18 protein-coding genes are annotated in these 21638 nt (G+C 40.6%); 2 read left to right on the forward strand and 16 right to left on the reverse strand.

Annotation, left to right across the window (positions count from 1 at the left end):
- Positions 1-49: 49 nt before the first annotated feature.
- The 8 genes from ASE55_RS03040 to ASE55_RS03065 form a co-directional block, all read right to left on the reverse strand.
- Positions 50-955: a hypothetical protein gene (locus ASE55_RS03040; protein WP_056215401.1), complete on the reverse strand. Its 906-nt coding sequence runs from the start codon at positions 953-955 to the stop codon at positions 50-52.
- 119 nt (positions 956-1074) lie between these two features.
- On the reverse strand, positions 1075-2277 hold the full coding sequence (locus ASE55_RS03045) for a PepSY-associated TM helix domain-containing protein (protein WP_056215404.1): 1203 nt from the start codon (positions 2275-2277) through the stop codon (positions 1075-1077).
- Between the two features lie 75 nt (positions 2278-2352).
- Positions 2353-2973 carry a hypothetical protein gene (locus ASE55_RS03050; RefSeq protein WP_056215407.1) on the reverse strand — a complete coding sequence of 207 codons (621 nt, stop codon included), beginning with the start codon at positions 2971-2973 and terminating at the stop codon, positions 2353-2355.
- Positions 2974-2987: 14 nt separating this feature from the next.
- A complete protein-coding gene (locus ASE55_RS20825) occupies positions 2988-4190 on the reverse strand; it encodes a TonB-dependent siderophore receptor (RefSeq protein WP_317041543.1) in 1203 nt (400 codons plus the stop codon).
- 21 nt (positions 4191-4211) lie between these two features.
- Positions 4212-4859 (reverse strand): hypothetical protein, encoded by a 648-nt coding sequence (locus ASE55_RS20830; RefSeq protein ID WP_317041544.1) that lies wholly within the window; start codon positions 4857-4859, stop codon positions 4212-4214.
- A complete protein-coding gene (locus ASE55_RS20835; RefSeq protein WP_317041545.1) occupies positions 4822-5157 on the reverse strand; it encodes a hypothetical protein in 336 nt (111 codons plus the stop codon). The genes ASE55_RS20830 and ASE55_RS20835 overlap by 38 nt, the downstream gene beginning before the upstream one ends.
- Positions 5158-5469: 312 nt before the next feature.
- Positions 5470-5937, reverse strand: coding sequence for a hypothetical protein (locus tag ASE55_RS03060; RefSeq protein ID WP_056215408.1), 468 nt, complete (start codon positions 5935-5937; stop codon positions 5470-5472).
- A 77-nt stretch (positions 5938-6014) separates the two neighbouring features.
- Positions 6015-7154, reverse strand: a complete 1140-nt coding sequence (locus ASE55_RS03065; RefSeq protein WP_056215411.1) for a DUF3800 domain-containing protein — start codon at positions 7152-7154, stop codon at positions 6015-6017.
- Between the two features lie 367 nt (positions 7155-7521).
- On the opposite strand from ASE55_RS03065, the gene ASE55_RS03070 reads away from it, so the two are divergent.
- The gene (locus tag ASE55_RS03070; RefSeq protein ID WP_056215414.1) at positions 7522-10605 is read left to right on the forward strand and encodes a hypothetical protein; all 3084 of its coding nucleotides are present in this window, start codon (positions 7522-7524) and stop codon (positions 10603-10605) included.
- Positions 10606-10776: 171 nt separating this feature from the next.
- Here ASE55_RS03070 and ASE55_RS03075 read toward each other — a convergent pair whose 3' ends face one another.
- The 5 genes from ASE55_RS03075 to ASE55_RS03095 all read right to left on the reverse strand — a co-directional run bounded on the left by ASE55_RS03075 (position 10777) and on the right by ASE55_RS03095 (position 16065).
- On the reverse strand, positions 10777-11094 hold the full coding sequence (locus ASE55_RS03075) for a hypothetical protein (protein ID WP_056215417.1): 318 nt from the start codon (positions 11092-11094) through the stop codon (positions 10777-10779).
- On the reverse strand, positions 11081-11533 hold the full coding sequence (locus tag ASE55_RS03080; protein ID WP_056215420.1) for a hypothetical protein: 453 nt from the start codon (positions 11531-11533) through the stop codon (positions 11081-11083). The genes ASE55_RS03075 and ASE55_RS03080 overlap by 14 nt, the downstream gene beginning before the upstream one ends.
- A 126-nt stretch (positions 11534-11659) precedes the next feature.
- On the reverse strand, positions 11660-12907 hold the full coding sequence (locus tag ASE55_RS03085) for a thioredoxin family protein (protein WP_056215422.1): 1248 nt from the start codon (positions 12905-12907) through the stop codon (positions 11660-11662).
- 210 nt (positions 12908-13117) lie between these two features.
- Positions 13118-14986 (reverse strand): hypothetical protein, encoded by a 1869-nt coding sequence (locus tag ASE55_RS03090; RefSeq protein WP_056215425.1) that lies wholly within the window; start codon positions 14984-14986, stop codon positions 13118-13120.
- 299 nt (positions 14987-15285) lie between these two features.
- Positions 15286-16065 (reverse strand): hypothetical protein, encoded by a 780-nt coding sequence (locus tag ASE55_RS03095; RefSeq protein WP_056215428.1) that lies wholly within the window; start codon positions 16063-16065, stop codon positions 15286-15288.
- Between the two features lie 349 nt (positions 16066-16414).
- Here ASE55_RS03095 and ASE55_RS03100 point away from each other — a divergent pair, with 349 nt between their 5' ends.
- Positions 16415-17641: a site-specific integrase gene (locus ASE55_RS03100; protein WP_056215431.1), complete on the forward strand. Its 1227-nt coding sequence runs from the start codon at positions 16415-16417 to the stop codon at positions 17639-17641.
- A gap of 77 nt (positions 17642-17718) precedes the next feature.
- Here ASE55_RS03100 and ASE55_RS03105 read toward each other — a convergent pair whose 3' ends face one another.
- From ASE55_RS03105 to ASE55_RS03115, 3 genes are read right to left on the reverse strand one after another with little or no spacing between them, the layout of a single operon-like run.
- Positions 17719-18867 carry a cytochrome-c peroxidase gene (locus tag ASE55_RS03105; RefSeq protein ID WP_056215434.1) on the reverse strand — a complete coding sequence of 383 codons (1149 nt, stop codon included), beginning with the start codon at positions 18865-18867 and terminating at the stop codon, positions 17719-17721.
- A 1-nt stretch (position 18868) separates the two neighbouring features.
- The gene (locus ASE55_RS03110) at positions 18869-20401 is read right to left on the reverse strand and encodes a DUF6850 family outer membrane beta-barrel protein (RefSeq protein WP_128414487.1); all 1533 of its coding nucleotides are present in this window, start codon (positions 20399-20401) and stop codon (positions 18869-18871) included.
- Position 20402: 1 nt separating this feature from the next.
- A complete protein-coding gene (locus tag ASE55_RS03115; protein ID WP_056215440.1) occupies positions 20403-21638 on the reverse strand; it encodes a DUF4876 domain-containing protein in 1236 nt (411 codons plus the stop codon).

Below are 21638 nucleotides of genomic sequence, written 5' to 3' on the forward strand. Positions count from 1 at the left end.
GTTCTTGAATCCCTGCACAATTTTGAATGTGCGGCTGTTTGCTTTGGGATCAGCGGATAAAAAACTGTCTCTTCGTCAGTCTCGTCAGTTCTCCGTACCCATAGGTTTCCATGATCTGCCAGTTGCTGAACTCATCAAAATCTTTGTATTCGATTTTATTGTTTGAGGCTCCCTGCCTCACCATAATCAGCTGACGCGCTTCATTATAGGTGTAGTTTTCAATACTCGGATTCGGGGAAAGCCAGTCGTGTGTTTCTGTTTTGCGGAGCAGCCCTTCATGGTAATGATAGATTACTTTATTGTTCAGTTCGCCGTTCTGGATGTGCTGGTACAGGGTGACCTGATGATCTTTATTGTATCCGTACAGGTTTTTTGCCTCCCGATGGAAAGCTGTAACCTTTTCTTCAGTCAGGTTTCCGTGCGCATCATACTGAAAGGCTCTTTTTTCTATCACTCTGCCGGTAATGACGGACTGTTCAGTCAGCCTATCCTGTCTGTATATATTTTTGTAATAAATGATGATCTCTTTTCCGTCTTCCGTAGCAGTAAGCTGAATAATACAGCCTTTGTCATCCAGCTTTTTTGAGAATACCTGGACTGAATTTTTCAAATGAAACGTAGTCTTGCTCTCTATGTTATTGCCGTTGTGATCAAAACGGTCAGCAGCCGTAAAATTGAGGATGCCTTTTACGTAATATTCCGTATGACCGGAAACCAGGATGCCGTTTTTCAGGTTAAATACCTGTAAGGTTTCCAGTTGCCGGATACCGTTTTCAAATACAAAAATGCTGTCAATGATCTTCACGGTTTGCGGAGGCAGATGTATTTCTTTTGGCAGCATATCATTTTTCATAGGGTAAGTTTTAAGGTACTGCCCGCAGGAAGCAGTGAAAATGAAGATACATATAATGCTCAGGAAAACCTGCATATAGAACCTTCTTATGGAATTAATCATCTGTCAATTTATTGATTCAAAAATAGGATATTTGAAATTAATCCGAAGAAAATATCCCAACAGAATAGGAGCGTGGTTAAAACCCTTTAATGAGGATCTTTATGGATGTTTTAAAACAGTTATTTAGCTTTCCTGAATTTATTGAACCAGAAAATAAATCCCGTAACCGGCAGCGAAAATCCGATGAAGCAGATGATAAAATAAAAAATGATGCTCTTAAGGCCCAGGATTTCTCCGGTATGCAGCGGTTTGGCCAGTGAAGTGAACTGTTTGTCGAGCGGTTTTTCCCAGAACAGTTCTTTGGATTTAAATTCGCCTTTTTTATCAAAAGTAATCTGATCCGGAAGCATGGCTCCGAGCCAGTTGTCGGTATTCACTTTGGTAACAACGAAGCGCGGATTTTCTTTATTGGGCAGCTCAATTGTGGTAACGGCTTCATAAGGCAGGATTTTGTCAGCCGAAATCAGGATTTCCTGAAGGGATACTTCTTTTTCCTGAACGGCTGATTTTTCTTTCTGGCGGTTCAGCATATCATTAAAAATACGGTCAAAAGCATTATCTTCTTCTTTTGAACTGACCGCTGAAACATTTGAAATCGGTTCTCCGCCCAAAGAGACGATCAATGCATTTTTCACCCACGGATAAGTAACGTATAAACCGGTAACGGCCATAAAAAACAGCATCAGGAAAGCATAAAACCCCATCGTATTGTGCAGGTCATAATTAACACGCTGAAATTTTCCGCTGAATTTTACCGTCAGGGATTGCTTAAGGTATTTGATTTTTTTTGGAATCCATAAGATAAACCCTGAAAAAAGCAGAAGGCAGAACATCAGCACCGCCGCGCCGTTGATCTGTCTTCCTACATTCCCCATCATCAGGTTCCTGTGGATATCAAGGACGATTTCAAAAAAACGGTTCATGCTCACATCTGCCATTCCTAAATCCTCACCGGAATACGGATTAAAATATCCGGCAGCATCAGCATTATTGCGGGTATAGGAAACCACATAGCTCCGGTCTTTATCCATCGGGATCATGATGCTTTTCAGTTCCTTTTTTTCTCTGAGAAGGATTTCCCGGATTTCAGAAGGTGTTTTTCTGGATGCAGGCTTTTCCGTTACGAATACTTTGTCACGGTTCAGTGCATCCGAAAACTGGTTTTTGAACGCATACACGCAACCCGATAAGCAAACCACAATAATCACCAGAGCAGAAAGCAGCCCTAACCAGAGATGGAGCAGGCCCATGGCGTATTTAAAAAGAGATTCGTTTTTTCTTCTTTTCCGGATCAGTGTTTTCTTTAAACGGGAGTTCTTCATGACGGTAAACGGAAAAGCATTAAAACAAAATAAATCCTGCTTTAATGCTTAAATAGTAAAAATTAAATATGAACTTTATTTTCTGCCTTTAAATTGCTGGTCTTTTACAATAGCCAGGAATTTGGTGTACTGTTCAGGCGTAAAAACTTTTTTCAGAGCTTCTTTTCTCTGGTTGTCAAATTTCTCCCAGTATTCTTTGGCCAGGTCATTATTTCCGTGATAGACATCGTGCGCATCATTGAACGATTTTTCAAAAGCATCATTGGCGGCATTCAGCATGGCGAACTGATCATCTGAAAGCTGTAATTCAGTTTTGATTTTATTTAAAAGCTGATTGTCATATCTTGGTCTTTTTCTGGAATTTTCATCAACAAACTTATTGAACTTTTCCATCTGTCCGGCATCAAGCACTTTAGCCATTTCTTCCGCCTGTCTTGCCTTCAGCTCCTCACTTTTGATACCCAAAGCCACACGGTCCATCTGCCCGCCCTGTGCTTTTGCGGCTTCAAAGTTCTGTTCAGACTGCTTCTGGTATTTTGCCGTAATCTCATCATAACTTTTTTCCTGTTCGGGTGTCAGGGTGACTTCAGTTTTGAATTTTGAATAGTCAGTACCTCTTTTTTTGTTTTCGCCGGAGCAGGAAACAACTAATGCTCCCAGGACGAATGCCGTTAATACCGTTTTAATATTTTTCATAATTGATAATTGATTTAAAATTTATAGTTGATTTGTGCTGAGAAGTTTCTCGGTTGGATCTGGTCAATAAAACCTCCCCTGAAATAGGAGCTGTACCCTACAGCATCAAAGATATTGTTGAAGAATACCCTTACCCCGAGACCATTTTTAAAGGCGTATCCTACCTGTGCCTCCACGGTAGTATATTCAGGCATAAAGAAAGGTTTTGTACCCGGAGTTACGCTGTTGGCATGTCCGGTGACAATTGTTTTCTGTGTATACTCATCAACAGGACGTTTTCCTACGTAATAAATTCCGGCTCCTATATCCAGACCGTTTAAAGAACCTGTATTAAATTTATAATTCAGCCATCCGTTCGCGGTGTGTTTCGGAGCATTCATTGGGGCAGACCCGTTAACAAATGCCGGGCTGTCCTGATATTGGGCATCCAGATAGGCCCAGCCGGTCATAATCTGTAGATTGGGCAGGATTCTTCCGATCAGCTCAACCTCAACTCCTTTTCTTTTGAGTTCACCGGCCAGTCCGAAGAAGCCGGTTGCGTTACCCTGATCATTGAGGACCGAATAAGAAAGATTATCGGTTTTGATATCAAACAGGGTTACATTGAAACGCAATTTCTCATTTAACCAGTCAGATTTGATCCCTGCTTCCCACTGGGTGGTTTTTGAAGCACCTACCGTTCCGCCATTGAATAAAGGATTATTTGCCGAACGCAGAGAAGTGGTTGTGGTGAACGATCCGAAAATATTCATGTTTTCAACAGGAGAAACCATTAGACCTAACGTCGGGTTCCATGCTTCAACTTCAGTATCCGCAGTCACCCCGTTGATTCTGCTGTATCTGATCCCCAGATGGGCTTTTAAATATTTATTGAACGTTACAACATCCTGAGCCATCAATCCGAAAGTCGGAGTGATGGTATTGACAATCGGATTTGTTGCCGCCAGGCTGAATTCGTCCGGATTAATATTTGAAGGTAAGAAATTGTTAATGTCATTAAGTACATTAATTCGGTCAATATTCTTAGCCTGGTAAGAGGTGGTGGTAACGTTGGATTCTTTCCAGTCAAAGCCTACCTGAAAAGTATGCTTCATAAAACCGGTATTCACATCTGCACCAATAAAATCAAACTGGAAAACCTTGTTTAAATCTTCACGGTCTGATCTGCCCAGTGTCCTGTTTCTGATTTCCCATCCTGCATTGTTTGGCTTAGCCAAAGCCGCCCCTGTATTTTCAGACTAATAGGAAGAGCTGATAAAAGCCGCTCTCAATTTCAGCTTATCCGTAAGTTTCCGGATTGCTGTTGTTGAAAAGTTAAATGATTCTGTTTTAGCATTATCGGTTGCAAAGCCGAGAAATTTTCTGTCCGGCATTTCATAGAGCGCTTCTGTATCTCCATTTGCCAAGTTTACCGTCCCTCTGTCTGGTGTGGTGTTGTTTTTCAGATAGTCCATTTCCACCACGATTTCCGTTTTGTCATCCGGGCGAATTGCCACTGACGGATTTACGTAGATCCGGTCTGTATTAACAAATCTTCTGAAACTGTTGCTGTCCTGGTATGCTGCATTCAGGCGGACAGCAATTCTTCCTGTATTATCTAAAACCCTCTGGAAATCCACGGTTGGCCTGTAAAAATCCCAGCTTCCGTATCGGAAACCGACATTGGTCTGATTGATGAACTTTGGAACTTTTGTCACAACATTAATCACTCCTCCTGCGGAACCTAATCCGTCTCCAATCCCTTGGGTAACAGCGGCGGAACCTTTAATCACCTGAATACTTTCAACACCCTGCATATCTGTAAGCATTGATCCGGTACGGAAATCAGAGTCCATCATCACCCCGTTTTTAAGGACGGGAACACCGCGGTAACCACGGATTGACATACTTTCTCTTGTTCCACAACTGGGTTACTCCCGGAATATTTTTGGCAACATCCGTTACGGTAAGTCCTCCAAGCTGCTCGATTACTTTATGGGAAACCACAGAGATGCTTTGAATCTGGTCTCTGGGTTTAAGCGGCAACCTCGTAATAACTTCAAGACCTTCCGGCTGCTTATTTTTCTCCCCGAAAAGTTCTACTTCTTCAATTTTCTGTTCCTTTTTTATCGAATCATTTTTTTGCTGTGCATGGGCAGCACCTACACCTAAAACAACCGAACACATTACTACAGTTCTCTTCATTACATAGATTTGCAGCAAAAATATTATTTTTATTTATTCTAAATAAACTACATCGCATGATATTTATCAGATTATATGGTGATATAATCTGTAAGTCTAAAATGAGTTCGCATGAAGTGGTTTGAATGATTAAAAACACGCAAGTAATGCCTTAATATTATCCACAAACTTTAAGATGAGCTGCTCCGACAGTTTGTACAGCTAGTTCGGAAATGCTTTTTAAATTTAAGTGATTGCTATTTAAGTTTCTTAATATCAGTATTTTATTAGTCGGGTTATTATTAATGGATACTGATAAAATGCGGGCAGAAGTTATTTTTCCTGAAGGTTTTTCAGGATTTTTTCTCTGTCAGCGTCTGAGAAGAGATCTAAGATTTCATATTGGTTAAATGCCTGACCGACATTTTTATATTCCTTCATAAAGGTTGTCTTGTTTGCAAAATCTTTGTCCTTGATATAATCACTTTCAGTAATAACTGTTATATAGGTATTTTTATTTCCGGCACCGGGTTTTGAAACTGAAGGCGGAGGATTGTTATTGGGTTCTGACTTTTTATAACCGTCATTGATTAGGAACTGTCCGATTTTTTGATTTAAATTTTTAAGATCAACTTTTTCTCCGAAACTGGTATCTCCGTTACGGTCAATTTTCACAATTCCGTTTCCTTCAAATTCGAAAATTACAATCGAATGAATGCCTTTTGTATTTTGGGCCATCAAACCGGAAAGTGAAAGCAAAATGAAAGCAAAGGTTAAAAGCGTTTTTAGTGTATTCATCATTGTGTATTAAATGTGTTTTTATTTAATTGCTGCTGATATAAGCATGGCAAATATCAGGAATATGAAGTGATGCGGTCTTAAATCCCGGCAATCAGTTCTTTGAGTTTCTGCATATTGGGATCTTTTTCAATCGGGTTGATGTCATTGAAGGAATGTTGGGAAAGCGTTTCGTTCAGGATTTTCACTTTCTGGAGCATCGGGACTACATACTTTAAAAAATGATTGAAGTGTTCCGAGACATCGGAGTATTTGGTGGCCAGCTTATAGCCCGGCTTCCCGGAATGGCTCACGATAAACAGGCCTTCGTACCGTAGATCCCGGATTAATATCCGGATCCGCTCATTCCTGATATTGGGAAAGAAATTATTCAGGTAAATCAACAGTTCCGCGGTTGAAACCAGCCGGTCCGGGTTCAGTTCAGACTGGAATCTCAGGTATTCCAGGAGCCTCGCCTTTTCCTTGGTTTTCTGCACTTTGGTAGAATCAAAGAACTTCTCAATCAGCTGGTAGTTCATTTTCATGATCTGCTTATCCAGTTCAGGTTTGTCCTCAATTTCTTTGGTGATGTAACTCTGAAAAGGGAAGTAGGCAATGGAAGTTCTGGCATGCAGGAGGTTGAACAGCTCAATATACTGCTGGTCGAAATGGCTGGTACAGAACACTCTTCCCAGGCATCCTGATATAAAATCAGCAATCCTGATCAGCTTTTCATCCGGATTGTCAGACATTTCAAAATTCCGGTCCGGGTGGAACAGATCGCGGCTGATGCTTTTCTTCCGTACATAGTCCTGCAGTTCCTGCTTAAATTCTCCATCCACCTCACCGGCATGGATGGCATAGCTTTCGTAAATATGATTGTACTTTTCCACAAACAGGGACTGAAAGTATTTATAAAAAGTCTTTTTGATCTTCAGTCCGTCCCCGGAAAGTTTGGATTTATCCACCACCATCACATCCACCACAAAATCCAGCTTTTCAATAAGCTCAAGCAGGATTTCCTTTCTTTTCTTGAAGTTTTTATTTTTGATGTTCCGCGACTGTATATCGTCGCCCAGCTTATATTTAATGCCGATCTCATTAAGGATCTTCCTGGCTTTTTCCGTATCGGGATCTTTTATAATAACAGAGGTATATATAAAATGTGAAAATGCCCCTTTTTTGGAAAGGTCAGGATGTGCATTACCGAATTCGTCTATAAAAATTCTGGCTGGAATCATAAGCAGCTGTAAATTGATGGGTGTTTAGGTAAAGTTACGGAATAATGTTCATAATCGGGAATCTGAAGATAAGCGTGAGGTAAAATATATTTTTTTTAATGATTGTTCTCCAGCAGCTTTACCTGAAAAATAAACAGATGGCCGGTTATTATGATCTTATGCTGAAAGATATTTACAAACAGGTAATTGGGAGCAGAGGTATGAGATTGAGTTTTTAACAAAGGCTTCGAGGAAATTAAATTAATTCATAATTGTTATATTGAGCAAGCATATTATATCTTTGCTTAATTTCATCGCCGCGGATATACCTTATTCCGGAAAGTGCTGAAACGAAACAATATAACCTGTAAAATATCCAGATTAAACCATGATGCCTCTTACAAAAACAGAAACCGACAATCCAGATTTACCCCTAGAAGTGAACGGCTGGCCCGGCGTAGCCTCTCACTGGCAGATTGTTAAAACCGATGCTGCCCCTGTCCTGAAACTGCTTTTCAGCATGGACAGCCTGATTTATAACGGACTGCTGAACATTAAAATAACCAACCCGGATAATAAAGTACTCACTGCTTTCTACAGCAATGAACTGGATGATAAGTCAGCTGTTGATACCGCTAATTATACCATCAATGACGGGGTTAATATAACAGGCATTACCCTTCATGAGAATAAAAAATCAGTGGATATTACGGTAGATGCCATTCCTGCTGTTCCGATTGTATTGGAAGTAAATCATATTGCACGTGCCGATTGTAAAGAAACCTATTCCGGATCTGCAACGGTATCAGCAGACCCTAAAATTGAAGGTACCTCTTCATTAATGACGAAAGCATTGGAAGATAAAAAATGGTATGAAAACATTTTCTGCTTTAACGGAAAGAAAGATATACAGGTAACCGTCAATACAAGCCTGGTTCCCGGTACAGGTTTCACATGGAGCAAAGAACAGACCGATCAGGTGATAAATACATGGCTGAACGGGATTTATAAGTTCATAGAGGAACGTTCAAAAGGGGATATCGGAATGGTACCCTCTGTGCTTACCCAGGAAGTGAGCTTCTCTGTTGATCCGGCTGCCCTCCGGAAAGATACGGTCTTCATGCTTACGGTCAGTCTGTCGGTTAACTGCGATAAAGAAAGCCTGAAAGATACCGAAACGTCAGAAGCCAGCACGTCACAAACAGCCATTATGCCTGTGTCCTGCATTTCAGATGAGGATGGCAGTTATTCGACATTTGTAAATGAATTTGAGAAGGCTTTTTTACCGGATAATTTAAAAATTGCCTTAAACACAAGCCCGCATAAATCCCAAAAAGCCGGATATCCGGAAGTATGTGTGTTACGGCCCAATACAGAAGGAGCCTCAGTTCCCGGGATCGGTTACTCGATCAATACCACGCAGGTACCGATACCGTTTACTCCGAAATTACTATCCAGCCGTCTGATCAGCAAAACCGGTGTACCGGTATATCCTTTTGATGCCGTTAAAGGAATTGACAGCAGCAATCCTTCTTTTATCAGCTTTAGCGGTATTGATGTAAATGTCTGGTACCGGCAATTTTTTGATCATTTTGACAACCTGCTCGGCCCGGATTACTCCTCCGCCATTAAGGTACTGGATGATAAAAATACAGATAATACCAGTTTCCTGAAAAAACTGGACAGCCAGAAAGAACGTCTTGCCGATGTATTTAAAACATTATTGGTCCCGGTTTTTAAAGACCAGATGGAAGTAGATTTACAGAACGTACAGGAAGATTTCAGGCAGGCATTATCTGTAAAACTTTCAAATGCTTATGATGTTAAATCAACATTGCAGTTTCGCGCGCAGGTTTTCGGGAACAATACACAGGCTCCCGCTTATCTCTACGGAAACATACTCCGGAATGCCATACCGGATGCAGGAACTGAAATATCCAATATTGGATTTACTGCAGGCGGACTGTCATTAAAAACGGATGAGAACGCTGCTTTTAATATTTTTATGTCTTCTTCGGACCTGATAAAAGATAAAAATGGCAGGGTAGTGCCGGTAATGCCAGCAGAACTTTCTTACGCAGCGTCTTCCGTTGCAATGCCCGATACAGAAGACCTGAATGATTTTTCAAGGTTTGAATTTATCAGTAAGGACAATCCCATATTATCTGTGAAGAAACTGTCTGACCAGGCAGTTATGGTCCCGTTGCCCGTCAACGAAGTTCCTGCTGCTCCATTGCTTTTAGGGCAATCTGGACAGCTTATCAAATCTGAAAAAGGCAGATTTCCTCCGGATCTGATGGCCTGGAACTATGGGTTTACGTACAGCCAAACGCCTCATTATCCTCAGGATACCCTTTCTTTTACTGTTGACTTTAATCTTAATGCAGGTGAAAAAAACATGCTCAGTGGAGAAACAGCTGATGCTTTCACCAGTATTGCCCAATTCATCACTGTAATGCCGGGTATGACCGGGGAATTGGAAGCGCTTTCCCGTATTGATGCTCAAAGTGGCGATGAGGCCATTGCGGCTGCAAAAACTGCTTTGACAGCCTATACGGATATGACAGAAAATATCACCAACAGCTTCGCAGGCCGGGAACCTGATGCCTGTTTTGTGCCCGGAAATATGTACACCGGCACAGATTCTTCCCACCGATTTACCGTGAAAGAAAGCAGTGCGGCTGTAGAAGGTACCGAAGATGTACTGATCATTACCATCAGTATTTCAGAAGAATCAAGAGAAGCAATCGGGATTCCGGAAATGCTGATTGACGGGTACCAGACAGAACCTTACACCGTTAAAGATGGTAAAGACGGAGATTTCTGCTGTTATTTTACAAAAGACGGGGAGCCGCTGTCAGCCAATACCGGACAAACGATGGCTAAAAGAACCGTGGTATTAAACGAACTGAGTATTCTGGCTCAGCAGGAGGTATCAGTGTCCATATTTTTGGAAAGGAATGCAGAACTTATCCCCGGCCGGCCTGTAAATCCGGCTATAATCTATACAACCGACAACGTTACAGTCCCGGATTATTATCCCGGATTCTCAAATAATGATGCCGTTGATATTGCTTCTTTAGCTTCAGGTAAAACGGTTAAAGGCACCATGCTGAGGCACCTTAATAGTTTATTTGCCCTGCTCTTACAAAATAATAAACAGCCTGTACTGAAATATGCATTAGAAGTAACCTACGATTGTCCCGGTACTTCTGATGATTTAAGGATCCGGTTGCCGGTAATACTGGTACCACCGGAAGAAATGTGTTTTGGCAATAATCCTGACAAAGCATCAGACAGCATACTTTCAGACTGGATTTCTCGTATCAAAAATTGGCTTAATGAAAAGGCTCCGGACACAACAGATGCCCTGCTGAACTTCAGCCTGACGTTTTTTTCAAATATGGCTGATGAAAAAAGGCCGCTGATTCAGTTCACAGATGTATACCTGAAAATGGAAGATATAGAGTAGGAATTAAAATGCAAACGGGCTGTTGTGCCCGTTTTAATACTTTTCTTAATACAATCGGCATAAGTAAATATCCAATACTTAAGAGTTACTTAATCTTAATATTTACTTGTGCCGAAAGTATTGACAAGCCATAAAATATCTGTTAAGCCTACAGATGAAAATTTATGGGTATTAGATGAAAAATTTCTTCCATTTAGCTACGGTATTTCGGCTGAGATTAAAATGTCTCCCCAGCTGGGCATTATTCAGCTTGTGCTTTTTTTGGTAGTCCAGAATCTGTAAGACAGCCTGTTTATTATAAGATTTAAGCTTCTGGTTATCCGTTATAATATCTTTATCTGCGTTTCCGCTGATAATGGTATTCAGGTGAATAAGATCCAGGAACCCAAGTTGGCTTTTCTGTAAAATACGATTGCATAAAACCGCTTTTTCAGGATATTTCAGGCGGATCATGTCATGATAAATTTTTTGGTAGTCAGGTGTTTTCATCTTCTGGGGTATTTTCGGTAATATTTTTACTGATCCATTTATACAACGTAGTTTTGGGAATACGGTATTCCTTGACGATTTCAGTTCTTGTTTTGCTTTTTGTCCGGATAAGGTCAAGGATAAAGTCAATAATTTCTTTGCTGTAAATATTTTTCCGGAATACGGGCAGCTTCGTTTTTATACCGGACGGCATCTGCCTGTCTGCGTTGGATGGGGGTGAATAGAGAATCAAGTGCTGTGTGTAAATACGGAAAAAATCATATTCCAGGAGTTTGCTCCATCTTAACAGCATTCCGGTATTTAAGTCTTCAGAAGAATACATTTCCATTACTTCTTCTTCAGAACATTTCATAAAGATGCAGATCCGTGATATTTCAATTTTGCTTTCAATAACTCTTTTTTCTATTACGCTTCCAATATGGATATGTTTGAAGTTCATAAGAATATAGCTGTGTTTTAATTATTATATTTGCTTACTGTATTAGATTCGCTTAAATTCTTAGTATGCAAAAGATCAGTATTGAGATTAAATCACCACCTGATGAATAGGCACTTCTTGTCTAATTTAAATCTTTATCATCACTTCCTCAATAGAGGCAGTTTTCAGCAAAATTTTGCCTTGATTATCAATTAAAACTAGAGTAGGCATTCCTCCTATTCCATAATTTCTGCTATTTATTGAACCAGTATCGTGGTAATGGTCTTTCCACAAAAAGTTTTGTAATTTACTTTTGTATACCTCTTCGTCCCGATCCTCCGAAATAGATACGATTCTTACCTTTTTGTCTTTGAAATTAGAGTATAGAAGTGGAATTTGGTGCAAAACACGTTCGCAGTGTCCGCACTCTGAATCATAAAAAAGTAAAAGCGTTTTTTTATAATCATCTTTTGACAGTTCAGTTGCTTTCAGGATATCTTTTCCGAAATAAAGGTCCGGAGCCAGTGTTCCTGGGTTTCCTTTTGTATATGCTGCCAAATCATCTTCGTAATTAAGTATTTTTCCGGATCCGGTAACGTAAGGTGCTACAGCGCTGATCAGCATATCTTTTCCTGCTTGTGAAAGCGACCGGGAAACCTGTGCTGCCCAGTCGGCATACATCCTTTTATTATTTAACTGATTGCCTATCTTTACGAAATCTGCTATAAAGCGTTCCGGTTGCTGAATCACAGTGGCATGAGCATTTGTCCACATATCGATAACTGTAGACCAATGTCCCGAAGTATAAAGTATATTCCAATCGAGATCATTAGCGATATACATGGCGATCATATTAGCTTTTATCTTAGGATCTTCTGTGAGTTCTGGTCCTAAACCACGGGTAATATTAGTAATCATTAAAAAAATTTGATCATATTGTCCACTTGCACTTGCTTTTTCGTGAAAATTTCGGTAGGAATGCTGCTGCTCATTTAGTTCTTGTTGAAACATTTTATACTGTGCATGATTCGGAGTAAATGATTGAACTGCCATTTGCATTGCAGCATATCGATTTAAAATGCTAGCCTGCTCTTTATTCAAGCGATTAAGTTGCGGCGTTTGTGATGGTCCTTTGTAAATGATATTGCTGTTGTTTGGTAATGGCTCATTACAAGTAATTGAGAAATCCTGCGCATTGATGATCATATCCAGTCCGCCACCATCTTTAGAATTTGTAAGTAGCCATCTTGCCATACCGGTATAAGGTATAAGGCCTTTCGGTATAGTTAGGTTAAAATCGCCGGATGCTGGAATTATGCCTTCCTGCTTTATGGTCTGATTACCTTGAAAGAGTAAGAACATATAAGTTTGTCCTGCAAATTTTGGAAAACTCATTGAAATTATTTGCGAAGAAACATTGCAGAAGATCAAGCATAAAAAAGCAATAAAAAATTTATTGATTATAACCATATACAATTGTATTAATAAATTATAAGATTAGAATTAGATGAGTATTTAGATGGGGAAATTGTTTAGACCCAAGAAATAGAATAGCTATTTCTTGGGATTTTAAAACAATTCGTATATTATTTTTAGCACAAATCGTTATTGAGATATACAACGAATAGGAACTGCATAGCCGCTGCCATAGTTATAGACCGCATCAGTTCCAGTTTGATCTGTAAAACTTAATGCCACTGGATTTCCATTCTCGTAAGTACTGCTCCAATAAACACCTCTTTCCCCTCTTCTCCAAAGAGATCCTGAAGAACCATATCGCAAACCAGCAGCAGGAAGTAAAAGGTCTCCATATTTAATAGCCGTTCCATAATTACTGCTGTCATCAGACCAAGATCCTATCTTTACAACAGTGTTGTTATCTGTTATGGCCGTCCATTGTACCGCTGTTGGTACACGATAGCCAGATGGGCACGGATCACTAGTTGTTTTAACCGAATTGCTCCAGGTGCCAGAAGGAAGAATATTATTACTCCATCCTGATATGTTTCCACTGTTTGATTGATCTTGTGCCTGCGATACGTATCGGCCAGTAAGACCTGTTGTAGCTCCCCATTGATATTTAGCTCCATGTATTGCTGCAGCAGGAGTATATGGGTCTGCACTCGTGTCTGCACCTAAATTATGGCACATAAACGCTTTCCATTGCCCAGGTGCTATGTATGCTCCACATCCAACGTTCATATTTAGCGTACAGCTCTGTCCGCCAATTGACACTACAAATCTTGCAACACCTCTCTGAGTACTGGTTCCACTGATGTTAAAAGTCAATGTTCCACTACCATTATTAACAGTACCTTGAGCTAGGGTTGCCGTAAATCCGCTTACACCTGTTGAAGATATAGTTTGTGTTGGGTAGGCACTGCTATTACCTCCTATGTATGGTAAAGATAAGGTTACACCTAAAGCATTTGCGTCTTGGTTGATGTCAAAATTCTTGTTTTGCGCCGCATTACCGCAATCCAGTACACTTACTGTAGCAGGTGCTGTTACGGTACGTGTGAAAGAACAGCTTTGACTACCTAAGTTGATATTGAAGACCGCAGTACCAGCTGATAAAGGTGTACCGGTGATCACATAATTTAAGGAGCCATTCCCGTTTGCGATATTACCTCCCGAAAGCGTGGCAGTAAGACCGGTCACACCGGTAGAAGCAATAGATTGCGAAGCATATGTTCCTCCGTTTCCTCCACTATATGGAATAGTGCTAGATATTCCCGTAGCCGAACTGCCGGAGATCAATGTCCCGATGTAGCCAGCTGAATTACAATTGAGTGCAGTCACCGCTGCTGCCGGAATAGCTACTGTGCGTGTGAATGTACAGTTTTGTCCCCCTAATGTGACTGCAAATTTTGCATTACCCGCAACCGACGGAGTGCCACTTATTGTATAAGTTACCATACCATTTCCATTAGCTACACCACCTGCCGAAAGTGTGGCTGTAAGACCGGTTACCCCGGTAGAAGGAATAGATTGAGAGGAATATGTGCCACCGTTCCCTCCGTTATATGGTATGGAAGTTGAAACGCCTGAAGCCAACGTACCTGGGCTGAGCGTACCATTATTGGAAGGTGAGCTGCAATTTAATCCAGATATTGCAGCAAAAGGAATGCCCTCCGCTCCAAATCTCATCCATCTGTTTCCTGTACTGTTGAAATAGTATAAACCGGTAGAGGTAAGATTCAAAGTTTGTCCTATTTGGTTTGCTGCTGTTGCGGCGGCAGTTACAAAAACCAGCGCACCATTTTGTGCATCTCCATATACATTATTCAGTTCAGCAATATGCAAGGCATCACCAGTAAGTCTGGGAGGAATAATACCTTCTGCACGACTTCCATCGTTAATTTTCGCAGTCACATCGAGTGTCGCTCTTGGGGTCTGGGTGTTGATTCCCACCTGGGAATATACAGCAGCTGAAAACAGTAAGGTAGCTGCAGCAGATAAGTTTTTTTTCATGATTGTAAAGATTTTACAGTTAAATAATGACAATGATTTAGATATTTGTTTCCGCTTAGTTGTTTATCGGAATCTTCCGGTAAAAGCGGTGAATACCGGAAGCCGTTGATATCTGAAATTTGTGTTACGGTTAGGCAAAGTATAAATGATGCTTGGAAACCATAATTATGATTTCTGGATGTTGGATATTTACACTGCTGTTTATTAGTATTGCTTGGGAAAAGCATTTAATATTTTGGATTATATATCCTATAGAAGCAATCGGCCAGGCAATATTTAATGATTCATAGTTCATAAAGTTAATTAACCCGTGTAGCATACATTATATCAATATTATATGTCTTACCTCCAAAATTAGTAATTGGATCAGTATAACCGATAACATTTGCTGATCCTGCAAAAAAATAATAGGTTTTAGGATTGGATGATATATTATTAATTATAAATTTTCCTTGTAATTCGCCATGAATAGATAGGGGTCCACAGGATGAAGTACTATATTGTGCCAATACTAAATCAGGAGAAGGCGAAAATGTTGCAGTATTACTATCTGCAAAAGATGTGGTTATCCTAAAAGATTGATTTGCTGGCATAGTACCAATACGCAAAAATTGTGTAAGGTTTATAATATATTTGCTGTTGGCCGGTAAGGTGATAGATGTGCCTGTATAATTCCAATTTAACCAGTTGGAAGGGGTAAGGGTAATTCCTGCTCCATTATTTGCATAATTTGGAAGAATCAAAGAAGGGGCAGATGAAATACCCATGTTTTGCCATAAACTTCCGTTGAAATAATAATATCCTTCCGAGGTAATGTTTGCCGTCTTAGTGCTTGATGAAGTAACAGGTGCCGTGATATAGATGATCGCTCCCCTCTGGTTAACTCCGTACTGTGCATCCGCAGCCTGGACCTGGTTGCCGGTAAGCCTGGGAGGAATGAATCCTTCGGGGGTAGTCCCGTTGGTATTTTTAGCGGTCACATCCAGGGTTGCCTGTGGAGCCTGGGTATTGATTCCCACCTGGGAATATGCTAAAACAGAACAGCACAGAACGGCTATGACAGATAATTTTCTTTTCATTTTTTAAAATTTTAGATATGATTTATCTTTATTAAATCATATGTGGATAATTTTATTTTTTTAACTGTAGTCTTTTATAGACTAATGTGAAAATTTATCTGACTATGTGTGAATATTTTACCGAAATAAACACCTTGAAAATTAGAGTTATTTGAGTTGGTGTGAATTATGTGGTATTGATATTCCAATTAAATTAACTGAAATTAATGGTGTAATTGTTTAATTGATAATATTTTATTAATTTCAGAGTCTGGAAATGATAATTATTTATTATCTTTGCAACATTAGTCTATAAAAGACTAAAAATTTGAGTTATTTTTGGGCGTAACTAAAGAATATGTATTTACGTATGAAGTTTTTATTTTTTTTATCCCAAAAAAAGACCATTTCCGGATACCGAATTTATCTTTCTTTTGTTTCAGATGATACCGGAAATATAATGCATAAATTCTGCCTTCCGCTTAAAATTCCGCGGGAAGACTGGGACCCGGAAAAACAGCGGCCCGTAGATATTTACTGTAAAAAATATAAAAAGCTTAACATTACCCTGAATGCCATAAAAACAGGCATCTCAGAGTTATTAAAAAGCAAGTCCGGTTCTTCTGCAAAAACGATTTCCGCTTTTATACATAAAATATGTTCTGAAAAAGCTCTTTCATATCCGAAGGGATCCCTTCTTTCTATAATGGAAGAGTATCTGAAGATGAAGAAGAATTTAATCTGCCTTTCTACTTACCGCAGGTATCAGGTATTTATACGCCTGATTGAAAAGTTTGAAGGCTTTCTCTCCAGACATATTTTTATTGAAGAGATTGATAATTTTTTTCTTCCTAAATTCTATGCTTTCGGCAGGGAAGAAAAATATACAGAAAGTACACTGAACAGAACTGCAGGGTTCATTAAAACCATTCTGAACTTTGCTGAAAAAAGAGGAATCCGGACAAATGTGAAACAGCTGGAGATCCCGAAAGTCAAGACTGCCGGAAAAATCATGACCCTGGATGAGAAGGAAATTAAAAAAATCAGGCAGGCAAGTATCCCGGAAAATCTGCAGCAGGCCAAAAACTGGCTTCTGATAAGCTGCTATACCGGACAGCGGATTTCAGATTTTATGCGTTTTCATATCAGGCAGGTTGTAGAGATAGACTGTAAGAAGTGTATTTCCTTTGTGCAGCAGAAAACAGGAAAGGAAATCATCCTGCCCCTTCATCCTATTGTATTGAATATCCTTGAAAAATATGATAATTCTTTTCCGCCGCCTCTTGAAAACAGCCTTTATAATAAGCAGATTAAAGAGGTTGCTTTTTTGGCAGGGATCACCAAGCCGGTGCGGGTAAGAAAGAGGGTGGGGTTCCGTGTAAAGGAAATACAGGTAGAAAAATGGCAGAATATCAGCAGCCATATCGGAAGAAGAAGCTTTGCATCCAACTTTTACGGCAAAATTCCTACACCGCTGCTGATACAGGCAACGGGACACAGTACGGAACAGATGTTTCTGAACTATGTAAACCCTTTAAACCACGCCCGAATTCTCAGTCTGGGAAATTACTTTGAGAAAATTCATTCAGAAGTATAAGGATAGTTTTCTGAAATCAGACAGATGATTATGAAAAATTAAGATCGGTAAAAAACAAAGATTGTATGTAATTTTTATTATTTCACAGGAAATTCAGGTCTTCTCATTTTGTATTTTGTCCCGGACATCGAGGTAAGGAAAGAAACCAGAGCCTTGACCTCGTCTTTATTTAGATGCAGGGGTTTCAGCAGAGAATCTGCGGAAGGGTGAAGCGGATCCGATAATTTTTTTTCTGAATTTGGGTCAAGCTGGTGCATTCCGCTGTTGTAGATGTTCACCACGCCTTCCAGTTTATCAAACAGGCCGTTGTGCATCCAGGGCTGGGTAAGCATCAGGTCTCTCAGCTGGGGCGTTTTGAATTTTCCTACATCTTCCGGCTTTCGGGTAATGTTGTACAATCCAAGGTCTTCATATTTTCTTTTATAATAAGTGAGCCCTATATTGTGGAAAGATTCATCGGTAAGGTACTGCCCGTTATGGCAGTTCATGCAGCGTGCCTTGGTGCGGAAGATATGCATGCCGTATATTTCTTCATCAGACATCGAGCTGTGTTTTCCTTCCAGGAATCTGTCGAAACGGCTCGGCTGGCTTTTAATGGTCTTCTGGAAATCGGCAATTGCTTTGACAATGTTGTCATACGTTACTTTTTCGGTTCCGTATGCATTTTTGAAAAGGGTGCGGTAGCCTGCGATGCCCTGGATTTTTGCCGGCAGCGTCTTTACATCCATTGCCATTTCATGGTGTGCGCCCAGAGGCCCGGATGCCTGTTCTTCAAGGGTTTTAGCCCTTCCGTCCCAGAAAAAAGAAGTTCTTTCCGCGATATTATAGAGCGACATGGTATTCCTGCTCCCGAGAAGATGGTCATTTCCCAGGGCAACACGCCTTCTGTCTGACCAGCCCATTTCAGGATCGTGGCAGGTACTGCAGGAAATCTGGTTGGATTGGGACAGTTTAGGGTCAAAAAAAAGCATTTTACCTAAAATGACATTCGGTTTTTCCTGTTCGGCAAAATATGCTGAATCACTTTTAAGCGGGGCAAACTCCTTCCATTTTACGCCTTTGTCAATATTCGGTTTCGGCCATTCTTCAATGGCCTTTTTATAGCTTTTTACGATGTCTTCGATGGACGGATCCTGAATGTTGGAAAGGTCTGTGCTCACTTTTGAAGTAAAACTCCATAGGAAAATGACCATTAAACCCGAACCCCAATAAATACCTTTTTTCATTTCAAAATGTAATTCCTAAGCTTGCGCCGGCAAAATTATTGTTTTTTTCCTGAATTTTCTGCGTCCGGTATTCTGCGCAGACAAAGAATGCAGGGAGTTTTTCAAGTTTGATATCGTACCTCAGCGAAGCACCGAAAGTGGTAATATCACTTGCCTGGAACTGATAATCATGCAGAATCCACTCATTGATTTCCTTGCTTGCCGTCATGCTTAAAGCATTGATGGATTTGTTAACCGTCCGTTTTGAAAAATAAGGCCGGAAGGAGATCATCTGATCTGAGTTAATTGACTGACGGTAATCTGCTGTTATGCCCAGATAGGAATATTCAAATTTCTGTCCGGAATTCGGATAAAGATTCCGTTCCTTAATTTCTTCATATCCGAAAAACGGGGATGCACTCACTGTAAAATCATCCTGGCTGTACTGGTAAAGAACTTTTACGGAACTCATAAAATTCTCTGAGCGGTAGGCTTGCCTTTTGAAGATCTGTTCGGTAGCACTTGTATTTACGGAATACCCGAATTCTGAACCTGTTCTTACCACGGCTTTATAGTTCGCCGAAAGTCCGATCCTGTGTTTTTCTTTCAGTGTTAAAAATTTAGCGCCTTCCAGTTCGAAATTTTTGTTTTCCAGTTCTGAAATTTCAAAAGATGTATTTGAACCTTTGTCCTTGTGGCTTTTCGTGTTGTTTGAGCGTCCGGCTGAAGCTTTCAGATAAAAATCTTTTCCCTGTTTATTCGAAATCTGGATCCCACCTTTATACCCGAATTCCTCGAAAGTCTGCGACGGATTTACCCCTCCGCTGAAAAAGTAATTGGAATTGCCCAAACCTGTCATCTGGTATACAAAAGGTTTCCCCAGGACGCTCTGGAAAGTAAGCGAACTGTTTTGGGTGTATTTGTTAACGGTCCCGAAAACTCCGACCTCATATTCCCGGAATACTTTATAGTTTACGCCTGAGTTTACGGACAGGTCTGACGTGGTACTCTTCAACCTCGGGTCACGGCTGCGGTAGCCGAGCTGGGCAAGATAACTTACTTCACCGCCCAACGTCCATCTGTTGATTTTCTGGGACAGGCCTCCTGCAAAAAAATACCGTTCCACATTCAGGGTTCCGCCCAGCGAATCTGCGGTGATGTAAGGGGCGATACGTTCGTAATCAAGGTTTTCATTCCATCGGAACGGCCTTTTCTTCAGGTTCTGATAGCTGGCTTCACCCCAGACGGAGCGGTTTGTATTCAGTTTCAGGAATGAAGATGCGCTTACGGAAAGCCCTTTGTCGCCGGCACCCAGTTGTTCACGGTATACCTTCCGGTGGTCATCGTGATAGCCGATGCTGAATTCTGAAAATGATGAAGAACTATAATCCGGTTTATTCGCCGGATTATAGTAAAACTGACTTCTGAAATTTCTTTCGATGCTGTACTGGTTGTTAATCTTCGTGAAGATCCGCGTGCTGTCCTGCGCTTTTACAAACAGTGAAGTGGGGACGGCAGCCATCAGCAGTAAAGAACTTTTTAAATTGAACATCATGTTATTTATTATGGTCAATACCATCTTTTAAACTCGGTACTGCATCTTTGGTAAAATCATTGGTGGAATTGTTGGTATCCATATACAGGTTTTTACCGTTAGACAGGGTACCCGATGTTTTACGCCTTACGGATTTCCCGTAGCGGTTGGCATCATTATCTGTAGCGCCCACGGATGCCCATCCGGAATCCATGCCTGCAGAGGTCAGGGTGTGAATAAATTTGGTCGGTACAGAATTGTTTTCCGCATCAATAATCCAGGAATTCGGGATTGCATAAGCACTTTTTGAAGTAACTGTACCGGCGCTGTTCTGGTAAGTGTAATCATACTTGAATTTCTGAAGGAATGAATCTTTATTTTCACCTGTCGGGAACCGTGCAATTACATAACTTTCAAAACCTCTGTTGTGCAGGAAAAACATATTGAACTGCATCTGCGTATAAATCACCTCAGCATTCGGGACACTTGGGTTATCCACCTGCCCTAAAGCCGGGTTTGTAGATGGGAACTCAAAATCTGAATTATGCAGATCGTAGGCGGTGCTGGTATTCTGCTTGTGGTTGATGGCGTTATCTGCAATCACGATGAAATCCCCCGGCTGAACAGGATACTGGTTTCCGGTTCCCGGCAATACCATGACGCCTTTTACGGCAAAAGACAAATTGGGATTGTATGGAGTAGGGCTTTTATCATCTGTGGTAAGGAACTCAGACTGGCCGATGATCAGCTGATCCGCAAAAAGAATCTTGTTCGTATTGTTGGTGATCTTAAAATAGCGGCTGGAATTGTAATTTTTGTTATCCGGCGTTTTTATCCCTGTGAAAAATACTTCTTCAATAATAAAATCTTCATGGAATTTTTTTACAAACAGAGGAATGGTAAGGTTGGTTACCGCAGACGTAATGTCGGTCTGTCCCACACCGGCTGCCCTTGCTTCTTCACTGTTGGCAATCACCACACCGTTGGCTGTAATTTTATAAGATCCGTAAGGGAGATCAAATGAAAATGTAGTTACGTTAGGCTCAAGCGTCTGCTTAATGACAGCGCCTGTATTAAGTTCGGTAATCTCAATGTTAATGCCTTTATAAGCCGTGATGCCTTCGCCGGTAACGTTCAGGGTCAGTACGCCGTTCTGTTTTGCGGTTACGCCAAAATCATCATCGCTTGAGCATGAAGTTACGGTAAACCCGGTTGCCATTGCTGCTGCTAAACTTAGCATGATAACGCTTTTTTTCAT

The organism is Chryseobacterium sp. Leaf201 (genome assembly GCF_001421435.1).
Lineage (GTDB): Bacteria > Bacteroidota > Bacteroidia > Flavobacteriales > Weeksellaceae > Chryseobacterium.

Coding starts and splice junctions, on each gene's coding strand:
- ASE55_RS03115 (WP_056215440.1), bottom strand. CDS start 21,638: ATGAAAAAAAGCGTTATCATGCTAAGTTTAGCAGCAGCAATGGCAACC.
- ASE55_RS03085 (WP_056215422.1), bottom strand. CDS start 12,907: ATGAGTTTTCCAAAATTTGCAGGACAAACTTATATGTTCTTACTCTTT.
- ASE55_RS03095 (WP_056215428.1), bottom strand. CDS start 16,065: ATGAAAAGAAAATTATCTGTCATAGCCGTTCTGTGCTGTTCTGTTTTA.
- ASE55_RS03050 (WP_056215407.1), bottom strand. CDS start 2,973: ATGAAAAATATTAAAACGGTATTAACGGCATTCGTCCTGGGAGCATTA.
- ASE55_RS03105 (WP_056215434.1), bottom strand. CDS start 18,867: ATGAAAAAAGGTATTTATTGGGGTTCGGGTTTAATGGTCATTTTCCTA.
- ASE55_RS03065 (WP_056215411.1), bottom strand. CDS start 7,154: ATGATTCCAGCCAGAATTTTTATAGACGAATTCGGTAATGCACATCCT.
- ASE55_RS20830 (WP_317041544.1), bottom strand. CDS start 4,859: ATGTCAATCCGTGGTTACCGCGGTGTTCCCGTCCTTAAAAACGGGGTG.
- ASE55_RS03070 (WP_056215414.1), top strand. CDS start 7,522: ATGATGCCTCTTACAAAAACAGAAACCGACAATCCAGATTTACCCCTA.
- ASE55_RS03075 (WP_056215417.1), bottom strand. CDS start 11,094: ATGAAAACACCTGACTACCAAAAAATTTATCATGACATGATCCGCCTG.
- ASE55_RS03100 (WP_056215431.1), top strand. CDS start 16,415: ATGAAGTTTTTATTTTTTTTATCCCAAAAAAAGACCATTTCCGGATAC.
- ASE55_RS03045 (WP_056215404.1), bottom strand. CDS start 2,277: ATGAAGAACTCCCGTTTAAAGAAAACACTGATCCGGAAAAGAAGAAAA.
- ASE55_RS03090 (WP_056215425.1), bottom strand. CDS start 14,986: ATGAAAAAAAACTTATCTGCTGCAGCTACCTTACTGTTTTCAGCTGCT.
- ASE55_RS03040 (WP_056215401.1), bottom strand. CDS start 955: ATGATTAATTCCATAAGAAGGTTCTATATGCAGGTTTTCCTGAGCATT.
- ASE55_RS03060 (WP_056215408.1), bottom strand. CDS start 5,937: ATGATGAATACACTAAAAACGCTTTTAACCTTTGCTTTCATTTTGCTT.
- ASE55_RS03110 (WP_128414487.1), bottom strand. CDS start 20,401: ATGATGTTCAATTTAAAAAGTTCTTTACTGCTGATGGCTGCCGTCCCC.
- ASE55_RS03080 (WP_056215420.1), bottom strand. CDS start 11,533: ATGAACTTCAAACATATCCATATTGGAAGCGTAATAGAAAAAAGAGTT.
- ASE55_RS20835 (WP_317041545.1), bottom strand. CDS start 5,157: ATGAAGAGAACTGTAGTAATGTGTTCGGTTGTTTTAGGTGTAGGTGCT.